Origin of the sequence: Mycolicibacterium vinylchloridicum, from assembly GCF_013404075.1 — a bacterium.
Taxonomy (GTDB): domain Bacteria; phylum Actinomycetota; class Actinomycetes; order Mycobacteriales; family Mycobacteriaceae; genus Mycobacterium; species Mycobacterium vinylchloridicum.
The window spans coordinates 1-13,275 of the sequence record NZ_JACBJQ010000095.1 but is presented as its reverse complement, the minus strand read 5'-3'; the positions used below and the strand labels follow the sequence as shown (position 1 = coordinate 13,275).

The 13,275-nt window shown below is 62.6% G+C and carries 11 protein-coding genes and 1 pseudogene; 6 read left to right on the top strand and 6 right to left on the bottom strand.

Annotated elements, in window-relative coordinates:
* Nucleotides 1-515: 515 nt before the first annotated feature.
* Complete coding sequence (locus HPC46_RS32620; protein WP_179476176.1) at nucleotides 516-1,052, top strand: hypothetical protein; 537 nt, start codon at nucleotides 516-518, stop codon at nucleotides 1,050-1,052.
* Between the two features lie 459 nt (nucleotides 1,053-1,511).
* Here the strand turns inward: HPC46_RS32620 and HPC46_RS32615 are convergent, their stop codons facing one another.
* From HPC46_RS32615 to HPC46_RS35375, 6 genes are all read right to left on the bottom strand, one after another.
* The gene (locus HPC46_RS32615) at nucleotides 1,512-1,763 is read right to left on the bottom strand and encodes a hypothetical protein (RefSeq protein ID WP_179476175.1); all 252 of its coding nucleotides are present in this window, start codon (nucleotides 1,761-1,763) and stop codon (nucleotides 1,512-1,514) included.
* Nucleotides 1,764-1,887: 124 nt separating this feature from the next.
* On the bottom strand, nucleotides 1,888-3,321 hold the full coding sequence (locus tag HPC46_RS32610) for an argonaute/piwi family protein (protein WP_179476174.1): 1,434 nt from the start codon (nucleotides 3,319-3,321) through the stop codon (nucleotides 1,888-1,890).
* Nucleotides 3,318-4,628: a DUF4365 domain-containing protein gene (locus HPC46_RS32605; RefSeq protein WP_179476173.1), complete on the bottom strand. Its 1,311-nt coding sequence runs from the start codon at nucleotides 4,626-4,628 to the stop codon at nucleotides 3,318-3,320. The genes HPC46_RS32610 and HPC46_RS32605 overlap by 4 nt, the downstream gene beginning before the upstream one ends.
* Nucleotides 4,629-4,928: 300 nt before the next feature.
* Nucleotides 4,929-5,597, bottom strand: coding sequence for a DUF2290 domain-containing protein (locus HPC46_RS32600; protein ID WP_179476172.1), 669 nt, complete (start codon nucleotides 5,595-5,597; stop codon nucleotides 4,929-4,931).
* Nucleotides 5,584-7,728, bottom strand: coding sequence for a DEAD/DEAH box helicase (locus tag HPC46_RS32595; protein ID WP_179476171.1), 2,145 nt, complete (start codon nucleotides 7,726-7,728; stop codon nucleotides 5,584-5,586). The genes HPC46_RS32600 and HPC46_RS32595 overlap by 14 nt, the downstream gene beginning before the upstream one ends.
* A 144-nt stretch (nucleotides 7,729-7,872) precedes the next feature.
* Nucleotides 7,873-9,021 (bottom strand): IS30 family transposase, encoded by a 1,149-nt coding sequence (locus tag HPC46_RS35375; protein WP_407665603.1) that lies wholly within the window; start codon nucleotides 9,019-9,021, stop codon nucleotides 7,873-7,875.
* A gap of 584 nt (nucleotides 9,022-9,605) precedes the next feature.
* Here HPC46_RS35375 and vapB point away from each other — a divergent pair.
* The 5 genes and pseudogenes from vapB to HPC46_RS32565 all read left to right on the top strand — a co-directional run.
* Nucleotides 9,606-9,833, top strand: a complete 228-nt coding sequence (gene vapB, locus HPC46_RS32585) for a type II toxin-antitoxin system VapB family antitoxin (protein WP_179476170.1) — start codon at nucleotides 9,606-9,608, stop codon at nucleotides 9,831-9,833.
* The gene (locus HPC46_RS32580) at nucleotides 9,824-10,234 is read left to right on the top strand and encodes a PIN domain nuclease (RefSeq protein ID WP_179476169.1); all 411 of its coding nucleotides are present in this window, start codon (nucleotides 9,824-9,826) and stop codon (nucleotides 10,232-10,234) included. The genes vapB and HPC46_RS32580 overlap by 10 nt, the downstream gene beginning before the upstream one ends.
* Nucleotides 10,235-10,588: 354 nt before the next feature.
* Entirely contained in the window at nucleotides 10,589-11,044 is a 456-nt protein-coding gene (locus HPC46_RS32575; protein WP_218894913.1) for an MBL fold metallo-hydrolase, read from the top strand.
* 60 nt (nucleotides 11,045-11,104) lie between these two features.
* On the top strand, nucleotides 11,105-11,722 hold the full coding sequence (locus HPC46_RS32570) for a TetR/AcrR family transcriptional regulator (RefSeq protein ID WP_179476168.1): 618 nt from the start codon (nucleotides 11,105-11,107) through the stop codon (nucleotides 11,720-11,722).
* A 1,266-nt stretch (nucleotides 11,723-12,988) separates the two neighbouring features.
* A pseudogene (locus HPC46_RS32565) lies at nucleotides 12,989-13,154 on the top strand (type II toxin-antitoxin system ParD family antitoxin); the annotation flags it as partial.
* Nucleotides 13,155-13,275 lie beyond the last annotated feature (121 nt).

Sequence of the window (13,275 nt, the reverse complement as noted above, 5' to 3'; positions counted from 1 at the left end):
TCCAAGCCTGCCTACCGGCGGTGTGCCCGAACGAGACGAAACATGCTCTGCCGCAATATCGCCGACCGCCGGTGGGGGTGTTATCAGAAACTGATCTATTCGCATGCCACGCGAATAACCAACTTACGACTTGACATAATCTCTATTATCGGCGAAATATATTGTGCACCAACGTATTACGCACAAAGGCCCTTAGGGAATCGCCAGACTTTCATCACCGCTATGCGCCTAGGCCACAGAACCGACCGTGCACCCCGAGTCAGAGGACGGAGGAATTCCCTCACTGTTTTGAGCCCGGCTCAGATACACAAAGCGAAGTAGGCCTCGGTGCGTGCAGACCTTCGCGTGTTGTCGCCGCCGGACCAAGGGTGCCCCGCCTCCATTTGCGCGGCGGCAGGAAGCAGTTCCCAACCATCGTTACGTCACAGTGACGAAATGGGCTCGGCCTGAGGCGACCTGTAACGGGCGCAACGCAAGTTACGAACTTTCGGTAAGGTCGAAACACCAAACTGGGGGTGCGTGTGCCGACACTGAGAGGCTTCATCGTTGCTGCTGCTATCGCTCTTGCATTAGTAGCCGTAGCAGGCGGCGCGGCGACCGCCCAGCCCAACTTCATTGGGCCCTGCGACGGCGGCGGTGACTGTCAGACCAATTTGAACCCAAATACGACCGGATGTTGGCACTCCGGTCGAGTCATTCATACCGGTCCGATCAAGAACGTCGATATGAACAATCCATCAGTCGACTACACAACAACGATTGGCCATATTGAAGTTTGGTATAGCGATTACTGCCAGACTAACTGGATCAAAACCATTCTCGATGACAAGAACGCGAAGTCGACGATCTCGGAGTGGATCTCAGTTCCTCCTGGCCCCGGCGGGAAATACATCAACACAGACACACAAGTCGATACCGCACCGACGGCGTTCAGCCTGCAGGTGTACGCGCCTGGACAGCCTGTCCAGTGGAGCGTCGAGGTCTATCAAAATAAGTTCCTCGTTGGCAAGGGGTACGGAGATTGCAACGATGTCAGTTGCGACGACTTCTGACGCGGGCTCTCGCGTGGTGTAGCACTCCGAAGGTCCGTTCATCGCAGGTTAATTGGCCTTCGTTCCTCCCTCGCCTCGTATCGTTAGCCATAAGGTCACGGCGACGAAATGGCGTGTGGTGCGGGCCCATTTAAGCTGTGCGAGCAAGAGCTCAATCTGGCCAACTAACTAACCGCAGCTAGCTGTAAAGTCGGCCATGACGAAGTAATGATGGTGGGAAGCTCCACGCGCCGTGGCATGGTGATCCGTTGTGCCGCAGGTTTTCTACACTCCACCGGTGATGAGCGCCTGGTGGTAGCGATCGCCGGGCCCCTGTGCGTCGGGCTAGTGCAAGAGGCCGGTGGAGAAGCGCTGTTGATGCCGAGCGGGGCCCGGACAGCGCGATCCGTCTGGGCCAGTGCGCCGAGCGGTTCGTCACCAGATAGGCATGGGACCGCCGGAGGGCGGGCTTTTCGGAGATTATTCCGGCCGCCGCGGCTGGAATCCCAAGGTCCACGCCGTACGCGCGTCATTGAGCCTGTCGATTAGCGCATGACATTCCGCTTGCGGCAGCGTCACCACCGCATCAGGGCCGAGTTCGCGGACTTCGAAGACTAGCAACGCCAACCGCTTCGCGCACGAATCAAGCCACTCGAATGCATTATTCCCAATCGGATCGAAGTCCCCCGGCCGAGCGCGCCCAGGTTGGTTCGCATCGCTGCTATCACTCACGGTGGGCGCTCCTTGGTCTGCTGCTGGTCGGCCGTGGTCAGGTTATAGCGACGATTGTCCTGCCCGCACGCGAGGAACCGGTGACGAGTGGGCCCCACGAGCCGCCGCGATCTGATTCCGCTGCTCACATGTAGAAGGCGTATCGCGGCGCTGGGCGATCGTTTTGGCCGAGGTGCTTGAGAATGCTCCCGATTGAATCCGCCGTTCGCACGGTGATCGGCATTTTGCCGTCGAGTTGGGTGGCGTTCCAGTTCATCTTGGTCAGTGCGAGGAGCTCAGCGGCGATCTGCTCGGGGCTTGAATCGGCGTCGACGAGCCGGAACGGGAGCGCATTGGGAACGTACATTCCCGGGTAGGTCTTGTAGAACGGCACCGCGCCTCGCGTGTAGAGGAGGTGCCGGGTGTCGGTCAGCGAGAGCATCGTTCCTCGCAGCGGCGGCTGCTCACCGATGCGGAACAGTCGTGTCGATTCCTCTCGGGGTATCCATATGAGCTCCAGCTGGTCAAGGCGCTCGGACTCGGCTGCAGCGCGGAAGCCTGCCAACTCCGCCGATGTGAATGATGACGTCTTGTGCAGCATCACGCGGGCGGGCAGGGTGCGGTGCTCGCTTCGATAGCGCGCGAGGGACTGCTCGAGCAGATCCTTCGCATCATCTTCGGTCAGGTGCGGTTGCCGGTCGTCCTTCGACGGCGTGGCCTGGGCGCCGCGCACGATGACCCCATCACCGCGTTCGTTGAATACTTGGGCGACGGCTGTCTGCAGGGTCTGGCCGTCGGTGCTGCGGTAGAACGAGACGCCGACGAAGCAGCTGGTCAGGTCCTTGTTGTTGCGGGTCATGCGCCAGGGCACGCCACCGGCCTTGTAGTACAGCGCCGTGTGGAGATTCCAAGCCTTCGTGGCCTCGTCCTGCTGCGGCCGGCGGTCGTCGCGATCCTTCGGTTTGTAGGTCGAATCCCAGGTTTCGCGCTTGACGACCTGAATCGGCCTTGTGGTCCGCAGCGAGCGGGCCTTGAGCAGCTCGTGGAAATCGAATCCAAGCGGTGTCGGCTTGGCTTTCTTCCACGGGCGCTCGGGGTCTTCAATCGGATCCCCTTGCTCGGGCAGCGCCTCTGGCTTGCAGACGATGACGACGTCGCACTGCGGCTCTTCGTTGAGAGCGGCCAGCTCGGCGTCGTACAGGTCCACGGCTTGGCGGATCGCCTCGGCCGGTGTGAGGCCGACGATCTTGTTGAGGGCTCGCCGGTCGATGCGGCGCTCCAATCGACTGTTGATAACGATCGTCGAGCGGTAGCCGACCGAGGTGTCAAAGCCTGGGAATGGTACGTAGTAATGCGACAGGTGGCTGAGCTTGGCGGCGATCGGTTCGCGACACCGGTCCAACCAGCCCCGCACGCCCTCGATCGCCTCTTGGGTGCCGACGATTGCCGCTCGTATCGTGCGCACCTTCGTGTCGGCGGCGTCAGCAGGGCCGTAGTTCGCGATCCCGCTGCGAGGATCGATGTGCCGACTACCGCCGGCGAACTCAAGCTGCGGCTCGTCGAGGATTGCGATTTTCATGCCGTCTGCTCGAACAGCGAGGTCTCGTCTCCCGAGCCAATGTTTGCAGGATCTTTGCGCCAGGACTCATCGTCGATGCCGCGCTCCACTTCGAAGGCTTCCAGCTCTCCGAAGTCGAGGATCCGGTCAGGCTCGTCGAGCAGATTCGGTTCAAAGCGCAGGAACGCCGCCCACATCCGGGTCTCCCCGAGGACAGCTTGATTGCGCTCCAGCTTCTTGATCCCGCTCAAGTAACTGGCGCTATACCGAGACTCCTTGCGGCCGTCGTAGGAGTAGAAGTAGTCCGGCGTTATGGCGCAGAACCACTCCCCGTCCAGGTTCACGAACTGCCACTGCAGCCCGGAGTGCTTGTAATAGGCCATCTTGCCCGGGTCTTTCTTCTTCGGGTGGCCCTTAAACACGGTGCGCAGGTGCTTGCCGCCGGTGTTCACTCGCCGTGGCCGCAGGCCCTGCGTTGCCTTGAAGTAGAGCATCTGGCGCTTGCGGTGGTACAGGCAGTCCTCTCGCACGTCGTGGCGCAGCGCCGCATTGAGCATCCAGACGAGGAGCCGCTCGTTGTCGGTGTGACCGTCCATGAGTTCACCGCTCGGCGCTATTATTCCACCGTCTTCGGTGGCATTTTCAAGGGCCGTGCCGTCGACGGGCGACCAGGTTAGAAGCCGACCGCCCTTGACAACAAAGTCGTGTCGTAGCTCGAGCTCGCTGTCGCGCTGCAGGGCGTAGGCATGACCTGTGTCCTTTGCTCGCGATTTGTACGACCAATACTCTTTGGGGATTGCGACCGGCAGCAGGTTCGAGACCAGTTTCTCGGCACGGTGCTCGGCGATGGGGGTATGTGCCTGGCCGTGAGGATCAGCGACGGCGAACAGCCGGTCGCAGATGTCACCGTCGAAGGCCATCGTCGTCTTCGCGAAATCCACCCGCCGGTCAGCGCGACGGGCTGGATCGGCGAAGTAGCCCTGGATGTGAACCCACCAAGCCTCGTTGGCCTTGGGGTGAGAGCAAACCAAGATGACAGGGAGCGTCGCCTGCAACCAGTACTTCAGGTCACGCTCGTCGACGATGAAGTGAAACTTGTCGGGCGTCTCGCTCGGAAATTGGCGATCGCTGGCTTTGCTCTGGACAAGAAGATGACAGTTGCTGACGACACCCGTCCCCGGATCGCGGAGCTCGATCATGCCGTCGATACCGGCGTCAAGCCCGCGCGCATGCCACACATGTCCCATCGCGCTGACGCGCATGTGGATCAGTGCGATGCCAGCGTCGCCAATATGCGCGCTCTTATCGATCTTCTTCTCGATGCTCACTCGCTCCTCGAAACTCGCCCCCTTCCGAGATGGGAACGTCGCTCAGCGGACTGCTCCTGCGCCATCAGGGTAAGCGCAGACACCGACAAGACTGCGGAGACGACACGGGGCATGCGAATCATTCGCCGGTCCCACCGCCGTCGGTTCCAAGACCAGTGCCACGCCCATGCCCTATCGCGAGGGTGTTGTCACACCCAAGCGTGTTAACGCCGATACGTACACGACGCCGGTCACCCTTGGATAACCGCTCCCCTGCAGGGATCTGGACTCAAGTGTCGTTACGGACTGTCGATCGCCCGATCATCCACGCCGGCGCCACGCCACGTGCGGCTCATAACGCTCATCCTCGGTAACGGTGCTATCACGGTCGCTTTTCGGAAGGGCCTCGAAGAAGTCGACGTTGGCCGCGTACTGATCCTTATAGAAGTTGCGAAACACGAACCGCACGAAGTCTTCTGCGGTCATGGGTGCCTCGCACGCGATGCGGCACGTCGAGACGTTGAGGGTCAGGTGTGACGTCGGGTGGCCAACTGCTGCCGAGCCGGGATCGAAGTCGAGGCGGATCGCACTCTGCATGGTGATGTCGTCCTGCGGCTCGGCGGCGTGCAGGTCGAGAACGTCACCGATCGCTTCGGTGAGCAGGAAGTCCTGGTCGACGCGATAGGGACACGGCACATAGGCGAGGCGATGCCCTGCGATCTCGCCGTGAGCCACGTCGTAGGTCAGTTGCAGCAGTGCAGCATCGGGCAGAAGCGCGGAGTACTCGCCGACCTGCGCCCACCGCCGGTAGGTACGGATAGTCGGGTAATCCACGAAGTCCACGAACTTCCCCGCCGGCGCCGGCGACCGCCACGTCACCCTCGCACCGTCGACGACGATCACCGCGTTGGGTAGCAGAATCAAGTTCCTGGCGAGGAGTCCGTTGAGGAGGTCCTTGATACCGCGACTGAGGGCATTAGCGGTTGTCATCGAATCCGGGAAGCTGGTTGAGGTAGTTCGACAGTTGTCGAAGCAACTTGGGCGGCAGTTGATCCGGCGACACCTCGCCTCGTTCGAAGGCTTCTGCCAACTGCTCCAGCGCGACGATCTGCGAAGCGGGCGCGTTGCGGTTTAGATCCGCGTTCACTCGGCGCATCTCAGCGAGTTGCTCGGCAGTGGGAATGGTGAATTTGAGTCTGAAGTCCGCGGCCCGCACCGCTTCCACTTCGTTCGCGATGCCGGCCATCGTGGTCCCGAAACCACACACCCGAACCCAGGCCTTGCTGCGGGTGATGGCGGTGAAGATCGTGTTGCGTCGGCTCACCTCGTTGAAGGCTGCACCGGCGTACTGAGCATCGAGCACGTACACCATCGGGGCCTCGTTCCCCTTGGCGCGGTAGATGTGGGCCACGGCGACCGAACCGCGGACGAAGACGATGTCCTGGCTGCTGTTGACGCCGACCAGATGGCTCGGGATCCCGTGATCGTCGAGGATGCTCGCGAGCCTGGCGTAGCGCCGCTTCGACGTGTACGCGCTCGGGATGACGATGAGGATGTCATCGTGCTCGAGTTCGGCAGGCCCAACGTCGTTAAGGATCTGCTGCGCAACCCACCGATCCTGGGACGCCTCGTCGGCGAAATCGCTTCGGAACACCACCGCGTCCTCGCTGCGCAGCAGTTCCACGAAGTAGGCGGGAGAACTCAGACCGGAGCGGGAGAGTTCGACGTAGGAACCCAACTGAAGGCTGCCGGCGTCTCGCTGATACCCAATCTCCTCCCACAGCTGCGGATCTTCGAAGTGTTGAACAAGACCGTCGGGCCGGTAGATCCCGAAGCCGATCGAATGTGCGGTCGCCAGTGCCCAGGGGGTGTTGCGATAGCAGATCGGCAGCACGACATCGCGGCGAGGTTCGCCCTCTCGGTTGGTGATGTTGACCACCGGATCACCGGTTGCCGTGGTACCGAACAGCTCACCGAGGCTGGCCATCTCGCGCTCGTCGAGTTTCTGAAGTTCGTCGTAGGCCCACACGACGCGCTTGGGATCCTTCGTGAACAGGTAGAGCAGACGAAAGAAGCTCGGCGGCAGGTCCTGGGCCTCGTCGATGAGGATCGCGTCGAATAAGGGCTCGACGTCACTTGTCTCGGCGACCGCGAGCAGTTCCTGGCACACCCCTTCGAAAGCCCGGTCGCGACCGTACTTCCGTTCGGCCATGCCGAAATTGACGGGCTGCACGCCCAGAGCGTCAGCCAAGCGCGTATAGAGACCTTCACGGGAACGCGTACCCCACGCATGCAGGATCGCCAGCCGCTCGGGATCGGGCAGATCGTCCATATGGGCGAAGGAGAACCGCTTGATGAGGTCTTCGAACTGCTGATACAACGACTGCGACCAGAAAGTCACCGCGATGTTCCACGACTCGTTCTGCGCGTGCAGCAGAGCGGCCTTGAGTGCCAGAACGATGGTCTTGCCAGAGCCTGCCAGGCCTCGGATGCGTTGGGGCCCAGCGGGAGTCTCGATCGCCGCCTTCTTCTGCCAGAAGTCCAGGTTCGCAATGCCCCGCTCGATGACCTTCATCGCGGCACCGCGACTGTCGGCGCTCTTGACCTCCGCTCGGCGTTTCGCGGGCCTGATGGTACTGACCCGCTGCAGGGCCGCCTGCAGACTGCGATACAGGTCCGCGTCGATCCCCTGCTGCTCGCCGATGAACGCGGGAAGCTCCTCGAAGCTGCGGAAGGCCGCTTCAGTCGGAACCGGCGGGTTGCCCACGGGTGCCGCGAAGACGGTGACCGTCACGATGTCGATGGCGAACTTGCGGCCCCGTCTTAGGGTGTCGTAGCGCGACAGATGGCTTTCGAGGGCGTTGAAGATCCGGTCCTGCTCGGCGCCGAGGCGCATCCAGTCGTCATCGGTGGTCGGTATGGTATCGGCGAATCTGAACGCGATGAGCCCCCGATCCTCGGACACCAGGAGAGCGTCGATCTCGACTCGATCATCGGCTGTCGCCAGCACCGGATATCCGAGGTAGATCGTGCCTTCATCGAGTTCCCGGTCGAGAAGGTCGGCGAGTTCGTGTGCCGCTTCGATGTTGCCGGATGGCCCGTGTACGACCTCAAGCGCCATCTGACCTCCCAAACCACACGCCAATCCGCCGCCGCCAAGACCGTGACCGACGGGGCCCGCCGCGATGCATGTTACTGACACCCATAACGGGTGTTCTTCGCCGACAGGTGCAGGGGTGCACCAATGACGTCAGGGAGCTTGGATTCAGGCTGTCGCTGCAACGAATGTGGACGGGTCTGAGAGTAGTCGGTGGAGTTCTTCTGCGGGCGTTCGGAAGCCGTGGCGTTTGCGGGGTCGGGCGTTGAGTTCAGCGGCGACCTGGTCGAGCCAGCCTGGGCCGTAGAAGGACAGGTCGGTGCCTTTGGGGAAGTACTGGCGCAGTAGGCCGTTGGTGTTCTCGTTGGTGCCGCGTTGCCAGGGGCTGTGTGGGTCGCAGAAGTAGATCGGTAGGCCGGTGGCTTCGGTGATCGCGGTGTGCAGGGCCATTTCTTTGCCTTGGTCCCAGGTCAGCGAGCGGCGCAGGATCTCAGGGATCTCGGGGACCTTGGCGCTCATCGCCTCAGCCAGGGTCGCTGCGGTGCGGTCTTCGGGCAGATGGAGCAGCACCACGAACCCGGTGGTGCGCTCGACCAGGGTGCCGATCGCCGAGGCTGAGTCGGTGCTGCCCAGGATCAGATCTCCCTCCCAATGCCCGGGGATGGCGCGGTCGGCAGCCTCGGCGGGCCGTTCACTGATGTTGATCATGTCTTTGAGCTGACCTGTGCTGCTGGTTGCGGTGCGGCCCTGGGGTTTTCGCTGAGTCCGGCCGGTGCGCAGCGCGGTCTTGACCAGCGTGGCTAACTCCCCGCGGGGTTGGACGTAGACGGCCTGGTAGATCGTCTCGTGTGACACCCACATCTCCGGATCGTCGGGGAAATCTTGGCGCAGCCGGCCCGCGATCTGCTCGGGACTGTGCCGCTGGGTCAAGCGTGCCACCACCTCGTCGAGCAAGGCCTGATTAGCAAGCAACCTGCGCTGCTTGGGCCGCCTGCGGTTGGCCTCGGCCACATCCTGACCCACCCGCGCCCGATACCCCGAGGCGGTCATCCCCTTGGCGATCTCGCGGCCGATGGTGTCGCGATGACGGCCCAGCACCGCAGCCGCCCGGCCGGGCTCACACCCAGCCTCGAGCAGCTCTTCGAGACGAAAGCGTTCGATGAACGTCAACGGCGCCCGCGGCCGAGGTTCAGATAATTGCTCAACCGGTGCAAGGGTTCTGGACACGTAACCAGCCTGTTTGACCCAGGCTGAGCCGGCGAATTCCGACACACCCGCATTCACCGCGGCCTGCGCAATGCCGGCCCCAGCATGCATCGCCACCCAAAACGCATCACGCGCCGCCGCCGAATAGCGAACTCCGCTATGCCGGCTATCGGCGTGATCCCTGCGGCCTTGGCCCACCTATGCCCCGTCGTATGCGACACCCCAGCCACGGTCGCCGCCGCCGACTGAGACACCCCGGACCCCAACGCCGCTAGGAACACCTCACGCGCGGACTCCGGAACATCTTTGCTGCCATGCCGGCGAAACCCCATCGAACAACACCCCTCAACCAATCAGGTGTTGCAGCGACCCCTTGAGTTCAAGGAGCTTCCTCGGATCACAGTGCTGGCTCGTTTTTGAGCGGTTGTAGCCTTGCCGCCGCGGCGCACAGTACATGGATAACCGCTGTTATCCACGAAAAATTACGTCGTTTTCACCTGCTGAATCAGCCGGTTGCTGCCGCCCGTCGGTGTGACCGTCGCTCGTGTTCACCGAGCGAGGAACTTCTCCAGACCGCGTAGAAGGACCGCCGCGACCTCGAATTCTTCTACCCCTAGCCGCTACAACGGGTTCAAGAGCGCAGCGCGGGGTCGACTCCGGTATCCTGATATCAGTGATAGCAGGAAGGTGGCCGTGTGGGTGATGTGCTGATCAGGGGGTTGTCCGACGACGCTGTGGCCCGCATCGACGCCGACGCTGCCGCACGGGGGTTGTCCCGCGAGGCGTACCTTCGCCAACGGTTCGAACGCGAGGGCTCGGTGAGCCCACCACACCGCTCCTTGACCCTTGACGATCTGCGCCGCGCTGAGGCCGCCGCCGCCGACCTCGACGACCCAGGAGTAATGGACTCAGCGTGGCGGTGACCAACTGGCTCATCGATAAGTCGGCATACACACGCCTGTCCACCTCGCCGGACGCCATCACCTGGATCGAACGCATTGAGCGCGGTCTCGTGCGCATCAGCACCGTGACTCGTTTGGAGATCGGGTACTCATTTCGCACCGGTCGTCAGGCGCGGGCCGAGACGTCGTCTCCTCCTCTCACCCTGATGCCGATCGAGTACTTGACACCGGCCGCCGAGGACCGCGCCGTTGCAGTGCAGATGCTGCTCGCCGATCGCGGCCAACACCGCGCCCCCGCGATTCCCGATCTCCTCGTCGCCGCCACCGCGGAGCTGTCGGGCTTGACCGTGCTCGCCCTGGACAAGGACTTCGATCTCATCGCTCACATCACCGATCAGCCCGTCGAAGCCCTGCGGATGTGAACAGCCCCGGCACTGACGTCGAGTGTCGCAGGCGTACGTCCGATGCGCCGAACGCGGTCGAGATGGGTCCGCAGACGCGAAGACCATCGGGTCCGACCCCAGCGCCGCGCTGCGTGTCGGTAACGACGGACGAGTCTGCGTGATCGCTGCTCGACCGATGAACGACACCGAATGGAGGGAGATTGCCTGGGTCCGTTGCGTTTTGGATCAGTGGAGTCAAAACGCGTGCTGGAATGGGTGGGCTCAAGGCGGTCGAGGAGATGTTTCCAGAAACTCCCCTGACATGCTGGACTGAGGAATTCACACCGCAGTTCTGGGTCGGTTCGCCCCCGCCTACCGCGTCGCGATCCAGACGTGGGTTCTTCGATCTGCTGGGCGCACGATTCTTGTGGACACCGGGGTGGAAACGACTGCGACCGCCCACAGGCCTCGGCGTTCGATGACCTCGACACCGACTTCCTGCAACGTCTCGCCGAGGTGGGGGTCCGCCCGGCCAACGTCGATGTGGTGATCAACACTCACATTCACTACGACCACATCGGATGGAACACCCGCCGACAGGGCACGTCCTGGGTTCCCGCCTTCCCGAACGCCACCTACGTTGTGCCTCAACTGGACTACGACTACTTCCAGCCCGACAACGCCGCCCGGATGCCCCCCGCGAAACGGAGGATGAGCGCGCGCTTCGAGGCCATGAGGTTGGTCTTCGAGGACAGCACCTACCCCTTAGCGACGCCCCAGGAAAATTGCCGGGTGGAACTGGAACTGCCTGGTGCTGATGCCGGCCACCCCGCCCGGGCTCTCGCGTAGGCTGCCAGCGATCAGCAGTCTCGGGTATCGCTGCACCGGTGTCTGGGAGGATTGACGGCGATGAATGACGGATCGCTCCCCCGCCGGCCGGCCCACCCGAAGGCGACGAAGCCGGAGCAGATCCGCGATGCCGCGATGAGGTGCTTCGCCGAGCATGGCATCGCGACCACATCGCTGCGGGTCATCGCCGAGACGGCCGGGGTGAGCATCGGGATCATTCAGCACTACTTCGCCACCAAGAACCAACTCATCGAGGACATAGATCGGCACGTCCTGTCGATCTTTGTTGACACCCTCAACGGGCAATCGGAGCTGAGCGCGGCCGACCAGGCCGCCGATGCCGGAAGTCGATTCGCCGAGCTGATGTACAAGAACCCCCATGTCATGGACTACATCGGCAGGGCCCTCGCCGAAGGCGGTGCGGTCGGCGAGGTGATCTTCGATGGGCTCTACGCGATCAGCGCTCAACAAGGCGCAGGCTTCGCAGCTCAAGGCCTACTACCTGAGGACCTCGATCCGGTGTGGGCGAACCTGTTGCCGCTGATTCTGCGCGTCGGCACGATCATGCTGCGCCCGCACATCGAGCGGTTCGTCGCCGGGCCACTGTATGACCCCGCCCAAACGTCGCGGTGGGATGCCGCGGTCACTCGGATGATCCGCAAAGGCCAAATGAAGTGAAAGCGCCGACCCCGGGCCGGTCAATTACTCGGGACGTCGAGGTGGGTGTCGTGCAGTTCCTCGTCCTCCAAGCGGGCTACGAGATCCCCGCCCAAACGCTCCTCCTGTTCGGGATCGAGTGATTAGACCCTGAGTTGGACGAAAGCGACGCCCTTACTAGCGGTATGCCGGTCAGCACGGTGCTCATCGTGCTCGACGCCGTGGCGGACACAGGATTACCAACAGTCGGGGGTGCGCCCCTGGGCGCGCCCCGGCAGGCCCGCGGTGTCGCGAGTACGTTAAGGATGGCGTCTTGCGGGCTCTCCGATCGTTGAGTTCTGGCAGTTAGTTACTCATGCCGCCACTGGCTGGCCACCGGACACGATGCCGACGTGGCGAACGGGCAGCCCGGAAGGTCGCTTGGTGGACCCGTCAGGGCGAGATCGCGCATAGGTCAAGGCTTTTCGGTTCGGTGTCTGACTTTTAGAATTGCTGCCGCTCAGCTGGCCAACATGGACTGTGTCGACGCCCGACGCCATGCGATGTCGCCCCGCGGGGACCACCACGGATCGGCAACGAAGCCGCCACCACATCGTCGTTGATCACAGCAGGCTTCGAGATGTCCGTGGTAGTTGGGGTCGATGCTCACAAGAGAACCACGCTCGTCGCAGTAGACCCGTTGGGCTGCAAACTCGGTCAGAAGACCATCGCCACCACCAGTGACGCCCACGATGCTGGTTTGCAGTGCGCGCTGACCCACTTCGGTGATGACCTTCTGTGGGGTGTCGAGGACTGCCGCTCGATGACGGCCCCGCTTGAGCGCGATCTGCTCGCGGTCGGTCAGCGCGTGGTGAGGGTACCGGCGGCGCCAGCGCGGACATCACGCTCCTGGGCCCGACGTGGTATCCGCCTGGGTGCGGGAAGATTCGCGTGCAATGTGGTCGAACTGACCGTCACAGGAACCTCGCCAACCCCGTTCGCTCACGACGAAACGTACGTGACCGCCTGTCGGTTCCGGTCGAATCCTGCGCAGTTTCTTCCGGAACTACCTGCTCAATTTTCGACCGGAACAGACACCGCCGGCTACGGCGACGGGGACTGTCGACGGCGGCCGAAAATTGACCCCTTTTCGTCGACACGGGGTTAGTTTTCAGGCGACGCCGACAGGGGACCAGCCCTGGTCGCAGACCTGACACACACGGAATGATCGCCGAAGCTGGCTGGAAGTTCACACGTGAGGGCACCCGCCCAAAGTGTGCGATACCAACTTTCGGTATCGACGCGAAGATGGGTATCAACACCTCGTTCAGCCTCGATGATCACTTGACGGCATTCATCAATGATGAGGTCGCCTCCGGCCGGTACGGCTCAGCAAGCGATGTCGTGCGCGCCGCGCTGCGGCTGCTCCAGGGATCGGGACACGCGTCTGGCAGCGCTGCGTCAAGCGCTAGACGGTATGGGTGACCCTCGGTTTTGAGTTGGGGGTTGCGGGCCGGGGCCCCACTCACCCATGTTCGTGGGTTACCGAGTAGGGAGTCGCCTGCCCGGTCTATCCGACAGTGGTGGGAGGCCCC